We start from the raw sequence: 18,055 nt of genomic DNA on the forward strand, positions 1-18,055 counted from the left end.
CGAGCAGCCACGTGACACGGGGTAAGAGCTGAACGCATCTAAGCTCGAAACCCACCTGAAAAAGAGGTACCACTGAGATTACTCGTAGAAGACGAGTTCGATAGACTCGGGATGTACGCGCCAAGGCAACGAGGCGTTCAGTCCGCGAGCACTAACAAATCGACGCCACACACTCATCGCACTGTACCCACGAACGGGTCCAGGCGTTACCTGGATTGCACGTACATTACGGTTTCATGCCACCGATATCGGTATACCACCACGGTTCGACTCCGTGGGTCGGCGTTACGGCGGCCATAGCAGTGGGGTTCCACCCGTACCCATCCCGAACACGGTCGTTAAGCCCACTAGCGTTCCGGCGAGTACTGGAGTACGCGAGTCTCTGGGAAATCCGGTTCGCCGCCACCCATTCATACTACCAGCCCGTCCGGCTCCGCCGGATGGGCTTTTTTCATATCGACCGCGAGCGACGGCCACACCGCGTGTATGCGGTTGATTGATCGATCGTCGTTTTCCGTAGTTCGCCATCGACAGTGTCATTTGGTAACGTACAACAATCTAATCGTATTCGTGATGCTTCACGGTAAAGTTATGCTGTGGTGGTGAGAAGTATCGAACTGGAGGGGTGAACATGAGTATCGGCCTACAGCGGCTCGACCAGGCAGCACCGACTGAACTCGCGACGACGCTCCGGAACGCGGGCATCGCGGGTGCTGGGGGTGCCGGATTCCCTGCGCACGCGAAGTGGGGCCATCTCGACGAGGTGGACTACCTGTTGGTAAACCACCAAGAAAGCGAACCGAACTACTACATCGACAAGCGGTTGGGTCGCGAGCGCGCGGACGCGTTCGGGGAACTGTTCGACGCACTCTTAGACCGAGCGTTCGAGACGATCGTGGTGGGGGCGAAGGCGAAAGACAGGGACGAGTGGATGGGACCGCTCGAATCCGCGACCGACGCGACGGTGTACGAACCGGAGGATCTGCCGCTCGACCCGGCCGCTGAGGCCGGGGTCGTCTTCGCGTACACGGACGACCAGTACGAGTACGGGATGGAGAGCGTCCTCCTACGCCTCGTCGCGGGGACAGTCATCGGTGATGACCTCCCGATGGACCACGGGTGGATCGTCCAGAACACCGAGACACTGGATAACGTCTACCGGACGCTCGACCGCGACGAACCGGTGGCGTACAAGCACGTTCACGTTGACGGGAACGTCCCCCGTCACCGATTCTTGCGGGTTCCCGTCGGCACACCCGCGTCAACGCTCCTCGAAGCGGCGGGACGAGATCCCGAAGACCTTGACCGGAACGAGATACTTGCCGACGGCGGACCGGGCTGGTGTTTCGAGATCGAGGCGGATCCGGACGCTTTCGGAACGACCAAGCGAACGAACTGCCTGACAGTCATCGACGAGGACATCGCCGAGGAGAACACGCTCGGCGGTGACCGAATCAACGTCCTGAACGCGATCGACTGGACCGCGGACCACGAGACGTCACCGACGACGTTGACTCCCGACCGCGTCCGGGTGCCACTGATCACGAACCCAGCGTTCGAGGGTGTCGTCTCGCCGAGTCGGCCCGTCGTCTCTGACGGTGCGGACATATCTGCCGGTGAGATGATCGCGGTGCCCGCAGACGACGGGATCAGCAACGCGCAACACGCGCCGATCGGCGGCGAAGTGACGGCGGTGAGCGACCGCTATATCGAGATCCGAAGTCTATCGGACGAGAGCGGCCGGATGATGTCGGAAGCGGGACGCTCTATCTACTGGACCTGGTGCGTCGAGTGCGGAGAGTACGTCGCCCGGCCGAAGCGCGACCAGTTCATCGGAGAAACGGCGTACGTTTGCGAGGACTGTCAGTAGGGGCTATCGGCGCTACGGCGTCGTGGCCATCATCACTTCGTCGATGTACGTGTCGTCGAGTTTGTAGTGGTCCTCGCGGACCGCCTCCACTTGCCAGCCGTTCTCTTCGAGGAACTCGATCGCCCGCTGGTTCGTCGACGGAACGCTCTGGTAGAGCCGTTCGTACTCGTTCGCCCGCGCCCATTCCGTTGCGCGGTCGAGCAGTTCGTTCCCAATGCCCTGCCCGCGATACTCCTCCAGAACGCCGACGGTCAGTTCGGCGGTGTGGTCGAGTTTCTCCAGTTCCGGCGCATTGAGATGAACCCAGCCGATCACTGTCTCGTCGACGGTCGCGACGAAGAACATGCGCGACTCGACAGTGTTGTGTCGCAACAGGACGTTCTCGTGGTCGAGTTCGTCGGCGACCGATTCCGCGACGATGTAGGTTTTCTCGGTGGCGACCTGCCGGATCGCGCCGACGATCCCGGTCAAGTCCGCTTGACGTGCCGGGCGGATAGTGACGGTGACGTCCGCTACGTCGAACTCCTCCTCGTCACCGTCTACCTCCAGTGCGGGTTCGAGCCGCCCGTCCTCCGTCTCTCGGAGGTACCCGTTGCGCTTGAGGATCGCGACGTGATGGCGCGCGGCGCGCTGTTTCTCGACTGTTCCGGTGATCACCTTGTCTTTCGGTAGCCCTCCATTGCGCTCTATCTCTTCGAATATCTGTTGCCGGTCGTCGTGCTCGATCGATACGGGGTCGGAGAGTTTCATGTTCGTTGGTACCAGTTCACACGATAAACTACTTTCGGCGCTGCTACCGGCTCGCGGTGAACTGCTCTCAGCGACCCAGTGACGAAGAATTAGGGTTCGACGACGTCCAAGACGTCGGATTTGATCCAGGCACTTGGGTTCTCGCGGTCGCAGATAACGGTATCGTCGCCGTCGGAATAGCTCACGTACTGTTCGAGGTCGGGACGTTCCATGGATCCGCGGTCGCTCGTCTGGGCGATAGTGTCACGCATAATTTCGTCTCCTAAACGGCTCGTCTACCGGTTTGAACTGCTGTGAGCCCTAAAGGCTCTATGCTCAAGGAATATTATTGTCATAGTGTCCCACGGACCGTCGCAGCGGAACAACGCGAAACGCTAGGCTTAAACGACGGCCGAAACTAGTGAAAAATGCGCCAAGGTGGCAGAGTCCGGCCGAACGCAGCGGCCTGCAGAGCCGCCCACCGCCGGTTCAAATCCGGCCCTTGGCTTTTCTCGGCTCGACAGACACGAGAGTCGTGTCTGCAACCAGGATCTAAAGACGGGGCCGACCGAAGCGGAGTAGTCGGGGTTCAAATCGGGACCCGGGCTTGACTTTCCGTTCCCGTACACTGATCTCCCCGTTCCTCAAACTGTGCCTTCCGAGACCTGTGCCCGTAACTCCTCGCAGGTTTCAACTGCACTGCGAAACTGCAGGTGTTCGTCGTACTCGTCCAATGGAACCCACTCCAGATCCGCGTATCTCTCGCCATCTTCGACCGTGTAATCGGGCACTTCACCGCTCCACTCGGTTACGACGTACGAGTGAAACCAGATCGCGGGCTCCTCTACTTTGTGCTCGCAGAGTTTGTCCAGAGACTCCACCTCGACTTGGCCCGAAAACTCTTCGTCTATCTCGCGCTGGAGCGCAGTTAGGACGTAGTTGTCGTTGGACCCCGAGGATTTGTCCGCCTCCTCTATCGTCCCGTTTGGAATGAACGTCTCCGTCCCGCCGTCCGTCGGGCGATGCTCGATCAGAATCGATTCCCCGTCGTAGAACAAGAAGATAGCGCCTTCCTTGTATCCGTCCTCGTACGAGTCGACCATACTTACCATTGACAGGTCACGGGTGTTACTGTTTCTGGTCGTTATCTCCATCTCTGGGGGAGTCAACATACGGAGTACCAGATTCTGCCGAAGCGGAGAGAAGGCTTCTCACGTCCCAGGGCAACGCGACTCGTGAGAGAACACCGCGACAGGGTTTAGCCGCGGTATCGGGTCGTGACGGTCGGGTTCGTGGTGGTCGTTTCGTTTTGGCCGACTGTCGTGTCGGTTTCGTTTCCACCGTCCATTGTCCCGTTCTCGTCGACAGCGTCGTCTCCGACCGTCACGCCCTCTGTCTCGGTTTCGTTATCCGGTTCATCGTCGACCAGTCCACCCGTGTCGACGGTGTAGTTGATCGTCTCGCGGACGACCGGTTCCCCGATCTCGGCTCCGGAATCAGCGTGATGGATCGAGACGTTGAGCGTCGCATCGGCGTCCAGAGCCGTGTCGAGAGCGACGGTAGTGCCCGTTTCTTCGCCGGTGAGCACCCCGGACTGGCCGAGTACCGTCCCGGCCTCGGTACGAACTTCGACGACGTACTCCTCGGCGAACACTGTCCGGTCGACGGTGACGGTGTCGCCGTCGCCAGTCTGGTCGCTGACGCTCACGAGGTCGGGATCGTCGACCGCGGCGTTTCGCTGTTCGAACTGTCCGTCGAGGTTGTCCTCGAACAGCCACGCGTACAGGCCGTAATGTTCGTTGAACTCGTCGGTGTGGGGCTGCAAGGGCCCGTCGAACGGTTCGTCGAACAGCACCGGACGGTCGTCAGCGTCCAGTTCGGGAACCACCCACTCGGCCCCGAGGAGTTCGTACTCTCCGGTGTCGTTAATCGTGTACAGCAGCGCCTCGGGCTCACGCGGGTCGAGGTCTCCGTCGACGGCGTTCTCGTTCACGAACCGAATGCCGACGGCCCCGGACTCGTTGCTATCGAACCGGTGGGTGTCGACGTACCCGTCCCGGCGTGCGGCCTCGACGTCCTCGTACTCGCCGATCGCGTCGACGGTGTCACCGGTTACGGCGGGAGTGTAGCTGACGTTCGTGGCGTTCAGTTCCTCGTCGGTTTCGGCGTCGTGTACCGCCACGCGGACTGTGCTGGTTTCGCCGACCGGTGGCTCCATCGTGAGATTACCCTCGAACGACTCGCCGGCGTCGAAGGCTCCCGTCTCGTTGTACGACGTTCCGTCGACGCTGGCGTTGACGTAGAACGCCGTCTCCGCGGTGGCGTTGTCGACGGTGAGGTTCGTGCCGTCGCGGGTCTGGTCCGCGGCTTCGACGGTCGCCGAAACCTCAGTCGTCTCCTCGATCACGGTGTAGCTGACGTTCGTCGCGTTCAACACCTCGCCGGTCGCCGCGTCCGTGACTGTCACGTTGACGGTCGCGTTCTCCTCCAGCGGCGGGGCGAGCGTGAGGTTCCCCTCGAACGTCTCGTCCGCACTGAACGCATCGGTTCCGTTTCGTGCGATCCCGTTCACGCTCGCAGAGACGGTGAAACCGACGGACGCGGAGGCGTTGTCGACGGAGAGGTTCGTGCCGTCACCCGTCTGGTCGGTGACGTTCAGGCTCGCCGTCGCACCGACGGGCTCCTCGACCACGGTATAGCTGACGTTCGTCGTGTTCAGCTCTTCGTCGGTCTCCGCATCAACGAGAGCGACGCGGACGGTGTCGTTCGATTCGAGCGGCGGGTCGAGTGAGAGGTTCCCCTCGAAGGTTTCGCCCCCATCGAACGCGTCGGTTTCGTTCAGCGTGTCTCTCGTGGTCAGCGTGTCACCGTCCACGCTCGCGTTCAGGTAGAAGCCGGTGCTCGCCGTTGCGTTGTCGACCGAGAGGTTCGTGCCGTTGCCGGCCTGGTCCGCCACGGAGAGGTTCGACGTGATATCGACGAGTTCCTCGTCGGGCGTGACGTTGTAGGTAACGTTCGTCGCGTTTAGTTCTTCGTCAGTTTCGGCGTCATGGACAGCCACGCGAAGCGTAGCGTTGCCCTCCAGCGCCGGAGCGAGCGTGAGATCCCCCTCGAACGAGTCGTCCGCGGCGAAGTCGTTCGTCTCGTTGAGGACAGTCTCGTTTCGGTGGACGTCGACGTAGAATTCCGTGCTTGCGGAGGCGCTGTCGACGGTGAGGTTCGCCCCGTTACCGCTCTGGTTCGCGACCTCGAGCGTGGCGGTCGGTGCCGCAGGCTCCTCGGTGGGCGTGACGTTGTAGGTGACGTTTGCATCCGCGAGTTCCTCGTCAGTCTCCGCATCGTAGACAGCGACCTGGACAGTGCTGTTCTCCTCCAGCGGGGGAGCAAGCGTGAGGTTCCCCTCGAACGACTCGTCCGCGACGAAGTCGTCCGTCTCGTTGAGCGTCGAACCGTTCGCGCTCGCGTTCAGATAGAACCCGACGTTCGCACTGGCGTTGTCGACGGTGAGGTTCGTGCCGTTGCCGGTCTGGTCCGAGACGGTTACCGACGCGGTGACGTTGTCCGGCGTCTCGTTCCCGTCCGGCGTCTCATTCCCGTCCGGCACGTCCCCGTCGTCTTCGGGAACCGTGAACCCGAACAGGTCGAGGCCGTTCACCGAGACGTTCTCGCCGCCCTCAGTTTCGGCGGTGACGGTGTAGTCGCCAGCCGTGAGATCCTCGACCTGCTCCGTCTCTCCGCCGGCGATAGTCACTGTCTGTTCGGTCTCGTTACTCGTCACCGTGGCGTCGACGGTCTCGTCGTTGCTGTTCGTCAGCAAGAGGACGTCGCCGCCCAGGTCGGCCCGCAACGATTCGATGGTATCGGGGTCATCGACGATGAACGACCACGCCTCGTTGCCGTTGACACGAGCCGAGTCGCCGTCGTCGGTCTGGGCCGTGACGGTGTACTCCCCCGGCGAGAGGTCAGCGACCTCCTCGCTCGCGCCCGCGGCGACGTCGACGGTGCGCTCGTCGCCGGTCTCGTTCTCGACGGTCACGGTGACACCGATCTCGCCGGGGTTGCTAAGCGTGACCGTGCTGTTCTCGACGGTGCCCTCGATATCGGGCGGGCACGCATCGACGGAGATCTCGCGGGTCTCTTCGCCGCCGAGCGGCACAGCCGTTCCGTTACTCTCGGCGGTGAGCGTCTGGTCGCCCGGCGCGACGTCGAGCGACAGCTGGCCGCGGGCCGGCACCGTCACGGTCGACTCGCCGGTGTCGTTCTCGACCGTCACGTTCACCGGGAAGACGTTGGGGTTCGAGACGGTCACTTCCTCGCAGTCGGTCGCGACGCCGAGGCTCTCGATTTCCGGCGGGTCGTTCGGGTCGAGCGGGTCAGTCCCTTGCCGGACCTCCGCGCCGTCCGTGATGCCGTCGCCGTCGGTGTCGGGGTCGGCCGGGTCCGTTCCGAGTTCCTCCTCGCGTTCGTCGATGAGACCGTCGTTGTCGCTGTCGCGCGGTTCGGGGTCGTTGGGATCCAGCGGGTCGGAGCCCTGTTCGACTTCCTCGCCGTCCGGCACGCCGTCACCGTCCGTGTCCGCCTCCGTCGGGTCGGTGTTCAGACGGAGTTCGCGGCTGTCCGATAGCCCGTCGTCGTCCGTGTCGGCGTCGTTCGGGTCCGTCTCGAGTTCCTCCTCCTCGTACGTGTCGCTCAGGCCGTCGCCGTCGCTGTCTGCACCGGGGAAGTCGCTCGGGTCCGTCGGGTCAGTTCCCTGTCGGACCTCTTCGCCGTCGGTGACGCCGTCACGGTCCGTATCGGGGTCTGCCGGATCGGTGTCCCGGTCTGCCTCCCGGCCGTCGGTGAGTCCGTCGTTGTCCGTGTCGACGTTGAGCGGATCCGTTCCGTACACGTCTACCTCTGTCCCGTCACTGAGGCCGTCGCCGTCGCTGTCGGGGTCGCTCGGGTCCGTCCCGAGTTCCTCCTCGCGCTCGTCGGTGAGGCCGTCGCCGTCGCTGTCACGTATCTCCGGGTCGTTGGGGTCGAGCGGGTCGCTCCCTTGGTCGACCTCCTCGCCGTCCGGCACGCCGTCACCGTCCGTGTCCGCGTCAGTCGGATCCGTGCCGATGGTGACCTCGCGTCCGTCGTCGATTCCGTCGTTGTCGGTATCGGTTTCGGTCGGATCGGTGTTGTAGGTGAGAACCTCCGCACCGTCGTTCAGTCCGTCGCCGTCGGTGTCAGCCTCCGTCGGGTCGGTCCCGACCCGTCGTTCCTGCTCGTTCGTCAACCCGTCCCGGTCGTCGTCGTTCTGGGGGACGACGCGGTCGCGGCCCTGACTACGGGCGTCGATGTAGATGGTGGTCGACGACCGCAGGTCTCGCTGGGCCGCAGTCGCGGTTGCAGTCGACGCGCTCTCCCGAACGATGATCTGGATCTGCGTGATGTCGACGACCTGGACCTGGGACACTTCCTGAAGCGCACCCGAACAGGCCCCCTCAGCGGCCGACTGGATCTGCACCACGCTGGCCTTCTGGCTCTGTGAAATCGCGCCGGAGGACGCCGCGCCGGTGGCGACCTGAACCTGCTCGACGCTCACGCGCTGGACCTGCCTCACGCTGGCACCGCAGGCCGCGCCGCCGTGGCTCGCTGCCTCGACTTGCGCGACGGTCGCGTGCTGACTGCCAGTGAGCGATCCGGACGCGGCTCCGACCGCCGAGAACTGGATCTGCTTGACGTTTGCCTGTCCATGGTGCTTGAGGACGCCGAAGGCCGCGCCCCGGGCGGCCCCCTTGAGCTTCTCGACGTCCGCCGCATTGGGTCGTTCGAGCGCGCCGTACGCTGCGCCCTGTGCGGCCTGCTTGACTCGTTCGGGAGAGGTCACTCCGTACTGGGCTTGACCTCTGACCGCGCCCGCGGCAGCGCCGAGCGAGACCTTTCGCATCTGACGACCGCTCGCCCGCGCGTTCCGAGCGACCGCCCCATGACCTGCGCCGTACGCTGCGGCCTGTATCCCGGCCTCGGTGCTGCGCGGTGCGACGAGCGCGCCGTGGGTGCTTCCCTCGACGACCCACCGGACCTCGCCGGCGGTCGCGTCCTCGCTCTGTAGCAGGGTCCCGTGGGCAGCGCCGCGGGCCGCCCGCCTGACCTGCTCGACCGTCAGGTCGGTATCAGGGCCGCGTTCGAGAGTCTGTTCCACCGCGTTTCTCGCTCCCTGCTGTGCGGCCTCGACCTGTGCGTCACTGACGTTGGCTCCTTCCTCGCGCGCCATCTCCGCCCCCGCTTCGGCACCCGAGGCTGCCGCCTCAGCGTACTCGGCTTGCTCCTGGGCCGCCGCTTCCGACGTGGCTCCATGCGCCCTGCCCGTGTCGAGTACCTCACTCTGGTCGGTTTCGGTCGCCGCGGTTGCGGTCGATGTAACGTCGTTCGTCTCCGCCGCGTCGCCGGTCCCCGCCGCGGCGAGGCCCGGGACGGCGATGGCGCTGACGACGAGGATAACCGCGACGGCGACGACGAGTCCGCGCTTCACGTTCATCGGCCAATCCCCCGTGAACCCCGGTCACGGTCACACCGGTTCGGGATCGTTCGGCCCCCGACCCAGCGACCCCGAGCTTTTCGACGGGTCGCTCGGCGCAGCCTGGCTGTTCGTCCAAACCGGTCCGCGAAACCCGACTCGCGCGTGCGTGCAGACGACGCGTGGCTCGCTCTCATGATACGGTCAGCGTCGCCGCTTCCGCCAATAAACGCGGGCTATCGTTTACGGGCGGTTCATATCAACGAGCGGTTGTTCTCGCGAGTCATCCCGAATTACCGCAGGACGGCGCGGTGTCGTCTTCGGTCGGTGACCTGTTCAGCGCCGCGGACGACGAACGGAGTAAGCAGAGGTTCGTCGGCGTTCATCGCGGCTTTCGATCTGCGTGCCGCTGTTCCTTCCCGTGAAAAGTAATCGTTTTACGGAGAGCGTGCGTCAGTCGGAATATGCAACGACGAGCAGCGGCGGTGTATATCGCGTTCTTCGTCGTACTCGCTGCCGGGTCGTACGCGTTCATCGCGACGGCGGACGGGCCGTCGATAACGGTCGACGACCCCGAGTACCAACTGGAGAACGGTTCCGAAATCGACGCCGGCGAACGGACGTACACGGTGACGGCTATCGAGGAATCCGAGAGTAGCGGCGGTCACGGCGGCGGCGGTGGAGTGACGCTCGAAGCCACCCTCTCCCGGACCAACAACTCCGCCGTCTTCGCGGAGACGTGGGAGCAAAACAGCACGGTGTCCATCGAGAGCGAGGACCGCCACCTGTTCATCCCCAACGCCACCGACCCCGACGAGGCGACGCTTCGCACCGTACCGGGGAACGGTTCCAACGCAAACCTGACCTACGACGACCAGTGGTACGTCGTCCGTGAGAGCGAAGACGGAACCCGTACGCTAACGCCGTACCTCCAGGACGAGGCGTTCTCGAACACGACGATCAGCGAAGGCGACGAAATCGAGTTCCAGGGGAACGCGACGACCGTCGCCAACATCACTCAAGAGACCGTGCTTCTGGAGTGGCAGGGCGAGCGCACTGAATCGCTCACGATCAGCGACGGCGAGGCGTTCATCCTCAACTCCACGGATACGGAGGGGACCGAGTACATCCCGCACTTCAGGTCCGGCGAGTCGTTCGTCCTGACGACCGACGTCGAGGGGTATCACGAGCAGGTAGAGGAGCAACAACACTTCCACGAACGGATAAACGGCGTCTGGGGCATCGTCATCATAAGTAGTATCGCAACGGTGCTTCTCACCGGACTCGCGTACCTGCCCCGGAAGGAGTAGGTCGCGCCGAGCCGTCGATATTTCCGTCGTACACGCCGCTTTTCGCTGTTTCACCGACTCGACTCCGAGACCGTACTCTCCCGAACGGGATTGTTCTCACCGTTCGCCACGGGCGTTCTCATCAGAACACTTTGCGTTCTGATTTGCTCACGACACGCTGTGTATCTCGTGACCGTCGCAGAAACGGGCCGGGAGGATTGAACCACGCCTGGACGCGCCCGCTTTGCTGCGCGTCCGTTCTAATTCAATTCCTCCGGAGACGTTTCTCACCGCTCACTGTCGTTCTCGTGAGAAACGGGCCGGGAGGGAATTGAACCCCCGACCATCTGGTTAAAAGCCAGACGCTCTGCCTGACTGAGCTACCGGCCCGCGCAGTCATCAATTCGCAGTAGAACGGTTAAAGAGTTGTTGTTCGGGCCGGGCGAATACGACTATCGGCAACTTTTAGCTTCTACCGTTATCCTCAATGCTTATGAACGAACTTCCCAACGCTCGCGAGGGGGATCTGCGAGCGTTTCTGGACGAACTACTGCGGTTCGACACCACCGACGGCGGGGAGGGTCCCGCGCAGAACTGGCTCCGCGAGCGCTTCGAGGAGTTCGGGTTCGACACGTACGAGTGGACTGCCGACGCCGCGGCACTCGCCGAACACCCCTCGTTTCCGGACGACCCGAGCGAGATATCGACGGCCGATCGGCCGTCCGTCGCGGGCGTCGTCGAGTTAGGTGACCCCGACGCCGGACCGACGCTGGTGCTGAACGGCCACGTCGACGTCGTACCGGCGACGCGGTCCGCGTGGACGAGCGACCCGTTCGATCCTGTCTGGGACGACGACCGCGTGACCGCCCGCGGTGCCGCGGACATGAAAGGGGGACTTGCGGCCTGCGTCTTCGCCGCGCGACAGATCGCCGAGACGGAGGCTGTCGACGGGCGAGTCGTCGTCGAGAGCGTCGCCGGGGAAGAGGAAGGCGGGATCGGGGCGGCCGCGGCGGCACTGTCGAACCCGTACCCCTTCGAGCGCGACGCGGCTATCGTCGCCGAACCCACCGAACTCGGCGTCGTTACCGCGGTGGAAGGGAGCGTGATGAAGCGCCTGCGCCTCCGCGGGCGGTCCGCTCACGCGGCGACGAGTTGGCGAGGGGAGTCGGTGCTACCGCATTTCGACCGGATCCGGCGGGCCTTCGAGGAACTCGAGGCGGAGCGCGAAAAACGGGTCGACCATCCGCTCTACGAGGAGTTCCCGACGAAGTGGCCGATCTGTTTCGGCACCGTTCGGGCGGGTAACTGGGCGTCGACGGTGCCGGACGACCTCGTCGCCGAACTCCGTATCGGCGTCGCGCCCGGCGAAACCGTCGCCGAGGTGGAGTCGGAGTTCCAGGAGCGACTCGACGCGGTCGTCGAGGAAAGCGAGTGGCTCCGCGACCACCCGCCGACGTTCGAGCGCTTCTCCATCCAGTTCGAGGCGGCGTCGGTTTCTCTCGACGCCGCGGTCGTCGAGGCCCTCGGCGAAGCCGTGACCGAAACGGGGTTAGACGCGACGCCGCGCGGCGCAACGTACGGCGCGGACAGCCGACATTATCAAGCGGCCGGGATCCCGACCGTCCTGTTCGGTCCGGGGAGCATCGAACAGGCGCATTTCCCCGACGAGTCCGTCGACGCGGGCGAGGTGGAGACGGCGAGCGCCGTTCTCGCGGACGCGGCGGAACGGTTCCTCCGTCAGTAGGAGCGTTGTACGGTCGGCAGTCGTTCGACGGGTCCGACCAACGGCGTCGGACGAGAGCGATCAGAAATACTCGTCGAGCGCGTCGGACACGAGTTCGTCCGGGTCGGTGTTCTGGAGGGCGGCCTCGCGGCGGAGTTGCTGATAGGCGTCGGCCGGGAGCGTCACCGTGATCTCCCCGACCGTCACGCCGTGGTCGTCGAGGGCCGCCTCGATGGGTGTGCCGCCGTTTACGTCGCTGGCGATGGTGCGGACTTCGCGGACCGTCAGGTCGGCGTCGAGCACCGCGAACGCGAGGAGAAAACGGGCGTTACCGGCGACTCGGGCGATGTGTTTGGCCGCGGTTGGCGCGACGTGACCCATGGCGACGTGGCGGCGGATCGACTGCGGCAGGTCGTGGACCCGCGCCCACTTCCGGATGAACGCGACCGTCGCCTCGCCGCCCGCCCGCTCCGCGGCGGCCTTGTACGACCCCTCGCCGCGGACGAGGGCGGCGCAGGCGGCCGCTCCGCGGAGCATGTACACGTGGTCTTCGCCGCCGACGGTGTTGTCGGCGAACTTGCGGACCGTCTCGGCGGCGTCCGCGAGGCTCTCGGGGTCGTCGGGGTCGAACTGGACGGCCTCGCGTGCGCGTTGGCCGGTAACGTCGGCGTCGCCGCGAACGACCGGTTGGCCGACGGGCGACTCCCTGTCGGTCGGCAACTTATCGTCGATGTTGGTCGCGTCGGAGTCGTCCGACCGGTCTGCAGTCATCAGCACCCCCTAGGGAAGGGACTATCAAAAAGCCCCGTTTTGGTCGTACTCGCCGTCTCGAAGCGAGGGCCGTGAGGAATCGAAGATCCGCTCCGCGTCGGTTTCGGAGACGTCCCGACCCGACCCTCTCTCACCATCAATCGTCGTTGCGCCGCTCCGAGAGGTGCTCCCATATCTCCGTACAGCCGGCACCCTCTTCGACGTCCGCCAGGTGGTCGTCGACCTGCTCTTCTTCCTCTTCGTCGGGTTCTTGAGTCGTGGTCATTGTTCTGGCTCCGGATCGGCTTCGTATAGCTCGGGCGCGACGTCAGCGGACGTGTGTTGGCGCGGTTCGTCGCACCGGCGAGCGTCGTCAGTCATCAACAGTTCGTTACAGCGGTGTCCCCTTAAGGCCGCTTTAACTCACAAACGCTTCCCGGGCTCCCGCATACCAGAAACACTGGCCGGTACTCCGGTCACCGATGTCGCGATACAATCCGGTTCCGTCTCCCGGTTTTGCCGACCAGACGCCGTCATTCCGCGGTAAGGCTTGTAGCAGTCGACGCGCTAAGGAGTGGTGAGCGAGTAGGGGGGTCAATGACGGTTCCCGTTCGCACGCTCGACGACGGAGCGTGGATAAGCGTCAACAACGCTCGCGCGGTCAGTAACAGCGACATCTGGCCGCTCGCGAGCTACGACTTCTGTGACTGCGACGTTGCGCACGTCCTCTGCGAGTCCTTTTTCGATGTCTCAGTTCACCGCGACACTATCGCCGTTGGCGCTGTCGGCCAGTGCATCGACTGTGGGTCACAAGACACCATAGACGCGCTACCCGTCGGTCGCGTCATCGACGGCGAGTTCCACGCGTTCGAGGCAGGAGCGCTTCAAGCGGTGAACGAGCCACAGTCGTAAACTGTGTTCGTCACCGTTCGAGCGGACGACGCTCGTCCGTGACACGTGATGGCACGTCAGGCAAGCCTCTCCGGTAAGCGGGAGAGTAGGGGAGAACTGACGCGAGGAAGGGGGGTTTACGAGATACGCTCGTATCGAACGCACATGCCTACCGACGTCGAGGAATGGAAAGACGAGATCTACGGGACGGACATCCGTGCCCACATGGAGCGCTTCGCCGAAGAGGGGTGGGAGGCCATACCCGAGGACGAACACGACGCCTGGTTCGAGCGGTTCAAGTGGTACGGTCTGTACCACCAGCGCGCCGGGCAGGAGAGCTACTTCATGATGCGGATCGGTCCCGCCAACGGCGTGCTGGAGCCGGGTCAGCTCCGCACTATCGGCGAGATAGCGAAGGAGTACTCGACCGGTCCCGCGGAGAACCCCGAGTTCGGTAACGGCTGGGCCGACGTGACCACGCGACAGGCGGTCCAGCTCCACTGGATCGAGATCGAGGACGTCCCGGCGATCTGGGACGAACTGGAAGCGAACGGGCTCTCTACGCTGCAGGCCTGCGGTGACTCCTGGCGGAACATCGTCGGCTGCCCCGTCGCAGGCAAGGACAAGAACGAGCACGTCGACGCCCTAGACACCATCCACGAACTCCACGATACGTTCAAAGGGAACGAGGATCACGTGAATCTCCCCCGCAAGTGGAAGGTTTCGGTGACCGGCTGTCACGAGGGCTGCGGGCAGGGCGACATCAACGACCTCGCCTTAGAACCCGCCGAGAAGGAGATAGACGGCGAGACCGTCGAGGGGTTCAACGTCCGCGTCGGCGGCGGTCTGGCCCGGAATGAACCTCGATTCGCCAAGAACGTCGACGTGTTCGTGACGCCCGAGCAGGCCGCGGACGTCGCCGGCGGCCTGTCGGCGCTGTTCCGCGACCACGGCGACCGCGAGAACCGCTACAACGCCCGGATCAAGTTCCTCGTCGACGAGTGGGGGCCCGAGAAGGTCCGCGAGACGCTCCAGGAGGAGTACGTCGACTTTGAGATGTACACCGCGGGCGAGGACAAGCGCGACCAGTACTCCTACAACGCCGGCGTCGACCACGGCCACGCCGACCACGTCGGCGTCCACGAGCAGAAAGACGGCAACTACTACGTCGGCCTGAACGTGCTCGTCGGTCGCATCGGCGCGGACGAGGTCATCGAACTCGCGGACCTCGCCGACGAGTACGGTAGCGGCGAGGCCCGACTCACCCAGCGCCAGAACATCATCCTCACGGACGTCCCCGAGGAGAACCTCGACGCCCTTCTGGACGAACCGCTGCTGGAGGAGTACAGCCCCGACCCGCACCCCTTCCAGCGCGGGTCCATCGCCTGTACCGGTACCGAGTTCTGCTCGCTCTCTATCGTCGAGACGAAGAACCGTCAGGTGCGGTTCTCGCGCTGGCTGAAGGAGAACGTCGACCTGCCCGATGACGTCCAGGACTTCCACATTCACCTCTCGGGCTGTACCGCCTCGTGCGCCCAGCCGCAGATCGCCGACATCAGCCTGCGCGGCATGAAGACGCGCAAGGACGGCGAACCGGTCGAGGCGCTCGACATCGGTCTCGGCGGCGGCCTCGGCGAGAACCCGAACTTCGCGGACTGGGTCACCGAGCGCGTCCCCGCCGACGAGGTGCCCGGAGCCATCCAGAACCTCGTTCAGAACTACGACGAACTGCGCGACGACGGTGAGACGTTCCGCGAGTTCGTCGTCGACCGCGACGAGGAGGAACTCGCCGAACTCGTCGAACCCGAGGAGACGGACTACGAGGACCCGTACATGCACAACACGAAGAAGACGTGGTACCCCTACGCCGAGGACGACGACATGGACGCAAGCCCCGCGCCGAACGCGGCCGACGAGAGTCCCACGCCCGCGGACGACTGACGACGCCGGCCGCGTCCGTCAGTATAAGTAGCTCCCTTTCCTGCCAACCCGTATGGCCGACCGCTTGATGAAGGTCAACGCGTACACGACCTTCGACCTGATCGACGCGACCGTCACGGGACACGATTTCGAAGAGGAGACGTTCGCGGTGTTAAACGCCACGTCGCCGCGGAAAAACCCCGACCGCGTCCAGTTGCAACTCGAACTCGACAACATGCAGGAGGAACACCTCCCGGCGCACATGGAGGAAGTGTCGCTCTCGCCCCAGGAAGCCCGCGAGCTCGCGGCCGACCTGGAGAAACACGCGTCGAAAGTCGAGCGAGCCGACGAGGAGTAACCCCGACGCGTTCTCTCGTTTGGACCGGTCCGATACGACATTCTCCTATTTTATTCCTCGGGAGGGAATACTCAAACAACACAGTCCCGGACGTTATGCACCGTACAACTCCTGTCGGGCGAACCCAGGGGTCCTCGTTACCTCGGTTTCGTACCGTTGTCTACCCGGCCCCCGTGGGGGCTAAGCAGAGGTTAGACCGGACTCCCGCTTGTCGTATCACTCGCCCGATTCATGCCGGGTACGTCTCGCCGGCTGAACAGGTGCGAAATCGGACCGGAAATACGGATGAGACATCCGTAAACCTCGGTTTCCAGGTGCAAACGGTTTCCCCTGTTTATGGGAGTCAGCGGCGTGGAAAAAGGCGTATGAATCGCAAAACAGCAACCGCGATCTTGATGGCAGTAGTAGTTGTATTGACAGGTCCGGCGCTCGCTGCGCCGGCGATGGCAGACACAGGTGTACAGGAAGACGGCGACGACGGAGACGACGGCACAGTCGGTAACGCCACGACGATGCAGAACGTGACGGTCGACGAACTCGAACTCCAGAACGTCACGGTCGAGAACGCGACGATAGAATCTCTCACGGTGGAGAACTTCACGATAGAGAACCAGACGGGTGCGGACGAACTGAACGACTCCGTGGACCCGAACGAGACGACGGTTCTCTCCAACGTCAGTTTCGACAACCTGACGCTGGAGTCCGTGACCCTCGAGGACCTCAACGTGAGCGTCGGTGACGACACGGAGATCGAGGACATCGGCGTTCTCAACGAGACTGAAGACAACGAGACCGCCGGTCTGACCGACAACGACACCAACGAGACCGACGGTGTTCTCGGCGACAACGACACCAACGAAACCGACGGTGTTCTCGACGATAACGAATCCGACAACGAGTCGGACGACGGGATCCTCGGCGACAACGACACGAACGTGACGAACGCGTTCAACGCACAGGAGGACAACGACACCAACGAGACCGACGGCATCCTCGACGACAACGAAACCGAGGACAACGAGACGGACACGCCGCTCAACGATAGCGGGTCCGACGTGACCGACACCGAGTCGGAACAGGTGACAGTCGAGAACCTCACTATCGAACAGATGACCGTCGAGACGCTCACTATCGAGGAACTCACCGTCTCTGACGGTGCCCTCGGCGACAACGAGTCGGACGACGGCATCCTCGGTGACAACGAATCGGACAACGAGACAGACGACGGCATCCTCGGTGACAACGAAACCGACGACAACGTGACTGCGGAGAACGACACCACGTTCGAACTGAACGATTCGAACCAGACGGTCCTTCAGGACGAAGGCGAGGAACTCGGTAACGTGACGATCCGGACGGTCAACGTCACCGAGATGACGATCCAGAACATGACGGTCGATGAGATCGACGTGCAGGAAGGCGAGGAGACCGGCGGCGTCATGGGCGACAACGAATCCGACAACGAGACCGACGGTGTTCTCGGCGACAACGACACCAACGAAACCGACGGCATTCTCGACGATAACGAATCCGACAACGAGTCGGACGACGGGATCCTCGGCGACAACGACACGAACGTGACGAGCGCGTTCAACGCACAGGAGGACAACGACACCAACGAGACCGACGGCATCCTCGACGATAACGACACCAACGAGACCGACGGCGTCCTCGACGACAACGACACCAACGAGACGGACACCGGTCTCGTCGACAACGAAACCGAAGACGAGATAGTTATCGACACGCTCTCGGCCGAGAACGTGACGGTCGAGAACGCGTCGTCGGACTCGTGGTCGCTCCAGACCGGGAACGACACGACGACTGACGACGGTGTGCTGGGAGATAACGAGACTGACAACGAGACTGACGACGGTATCCTCGGCGACAACGAATCCGACAACGAGTCGGACGACGGCATGCTGGGCGACAACGAATCGGACGACAACGAGACTGACGGCGGCGTTCTCGACGACAACGAAACGTCGGCCGACGAGGCAGTCGTCGCGTAACGGCCGTTACGACCGACCGGATTTTT

At 63.5% G+C, this 18,055-nt stretch carries 13 protein-coding genes, 2 tRNA genes and 2 rRNA genes; 10 read left to right on the plus strand and 7 right to left on the minus strand.

All coding sequences use genetic code 11. The features are described 5' to 3' along the window. The 3 genes from SM753_RS09835 to SM753_RS09845 all read left to right on the plus strand — a co-directional run. Positions 1-175: ribosomal RNA gene (locus SM753_RS09835) — 23S ribosomal RNA — on the plus strand; the annotation flags it as partial. 111 nt (positions 176-286) lie between these two features. After that, positions 287-408, plus strand: a 5S ribosomal RNA gene (gene rrf, locus SM753_RS09840). Positions 409-631: 223 nt separating this feature from the next. Then, entirely contained in the window at positions 632-1,870 is a 1,239-nt protein-coding gene (locus tag SM753_RS09845; protein WP_323191466.1) for a hypothetical protein, read from the plus strand. Between the two features lie 12 nt (positions 1,871-1,882). On the opposite strand, the gene SM753_RS09850 is transcribed toward SM753_RS09845, so the two are convergent. Both SM753_RS09850 and SM753_RS09855 read right to left on the minus strand, forming a co-directional pair. Beyond that, positions 1,883-2,620: a GNAT family N-acetyltransferase gene (locus tag SM753_RS09850; RefSeq protein ID WP_135534004.1), complete on the minus strand. Its 738-nt coding sequence runs from the start codon at positions 2,618-2,620 to the stop codon at positions 1,883-1,885. Positions 2,621-2,709: 89 nt separating this feature from the next. Continuing rightward, positions 2,710-2,871 (minus strand): hypothetical protein, encoded by a 162-nt coding sequence (locus SM753_RS09855; protein ID WP_323191467.1) that lies wholly within the window; start codon positions 2,869-2,871, stop codon positions 2,710-2,712. A gap of 160 nt (positions 2,872-3,031) precedes the next feature. Between SM753_RS09855 and SM753_RS09860 the strand changes: the two genes are divergently transcribed. Next, a tRNA-Cys gene (locus SM753_RS09860) sits at positions 3,032-3,107 on the plus strand. A gap of 136 nt (positions 3,108-3,243) precedes the next feature. Here SM753_RS09860 and SM753_RS09865 read toward each other — a convergent pair. Both SM753_RS09865 and SM753_RS09870 read right to left on the minus strand, forming a co-directional pair. Further along, positions 3,244-3,702, minus strand: coding sequence for a hypothetical protein (locus SM753_RS09865; protein ID WP_323191468.1), 459 nt, complete (start codon positions 3,700-3,702; stop codon positions 3,244-3,246). Positions 3,703-3,857: 155 nt separating this feature from the next. After that, positions 3,858-9,107, minus strand: a complete 5,250-nt coding sequence (locus SM753_RS09870) for a hypothetical protein (RefSeq protein ID WP_323191469.1) — start codon at positions 9,105-9,107, stop codon at positions 3,858-3,860. Positions 9,108-9,550: 443 nt separating this feature from the next. Here SM753_RS09870 and SM753_RS09875 point away from each other — a divergent pair, with 443 nt between their 5' ends. Then, positions 9,551-10,396, plus strand: coding sequence for a hypothetical protein (locus tag SM753_RS09875; RefSeq protein WP_323191470.1), 846 nt, complete (start codon positions 9,551-9,553; stop codon positions 10,394-10,396). 295 nt (positions 10,397-10,691) lie between these two features. On the opposite strand, the gene SM753_RS09880 is transcribed toward SM753_RS09875, so the two are convergent. Next, positions 10,692-10,765, minus strand: a tRNA-Lys gene (locus tag SM753_RS09880). A gap of 103 nt (positions 10,766-10,868) precedes the next feature. Here SM753_RS09880 and SM753_RS09885 point away from each other — a divergent pair. Next, positions 10,869-12,119: an ArgE/DapE family deacylase gene (locus SM753_RS09885; protein WP_323191471.1), complete on the plus strand. Its 1,251-nt coding sequence runs from the start codon at positions 10,869-10,871 to the stop codon at positions 12,117-12,119. Between the two features lie 60 nt (positions 12,120-12,179). Here the strand turns inward: SM753_RS09885 and SM753_RS09890 are convergent, their stop codons facing one another. Further along, a complete protein-coding gene (locus SM753_RS09890) occupies positions 12,180-12,869 on the minus strand; it encodes a hypothetical protein (RefSeq protein WP_135533999.1) in 690 nt (229 codons plus the stop codon). 136 nt (positions 12,870-13,005) lie between these two features. After that, positions 13,006-13,134, minus strand: coding sequence for a hypothetical protein (locus SM753_RS09895; RefSeq protein WP_259371275.1), 129 nt, complete (start codon positions 13,132-13,134; stop codon positions 13,006-13,008). A 311-nt stretch (positions 13,135-13,445) separates the two neighbouring features. Between SM753_RS09895 and SM753_RS09900 the strand changes: the two genes are divergently transcribed. The 4 genes from SM753_RS09900 (at position 13,446) to SM753_RS09915 (ending at position 18,029) form a co-directional block, all read left to right on the plus strand. After that, complete coding sequence (locus tag SM753_RS09900; protein ID WP_323191472.1) at positions 13,446-13,760, plus strand: hypothetical protein; 315 nt, start codon at positions 13,446-13,448, stop codon at positions 13,758-13,760. A 144-nt stretch (positions 13,761-13,904) separates the two neighbouring features. Next, complete coding sequence (locus tag SM753_RS09905; RefSeq protein ID WP_323191473.1) at positions 13,905-15,680, plus strand: ferredoxin--nitrite reductase; 1,776 nt, start codon at positions 13,905-13,907, stop codon at positions 15,678-15,680. 52 nt (positions 15,681-15,732) lie between these two features. Then, positions 15,733-16,017, plus strand: coding sequence for a DUF6360 family protein (locus SM753_RS09910; RefSeq protein WP_323191474.1), 285 nt, complete (start codon positions 15,733-15,735; stop codon positions 16,015-16,017). Between the two features lie 395 nt (positions 16,018-16,412). Next, positions 16,413-18,029 (plus strand): hypothetical protein, encoded by a 1,617-nt coding sequence (locus SM753_RS09915; RefSeq protein ID WP_323191475.1) that lies wholly within the window; start codon positions 16,413-16,415, stop codon positions 18,027-18,029. Positions 18,030-18,055: the final 26 nt, after the last annotated feature.

It is taken from the genome of Halostella sp. PRR32 (genome assembly GCF_034808085.1).
Taxonomy (GTDB): Archaea; Halobacteriota; Halobacteria; order Halobacteriales; family Natronoarchaeaceae; genus Halostella; species Halostella pelagica.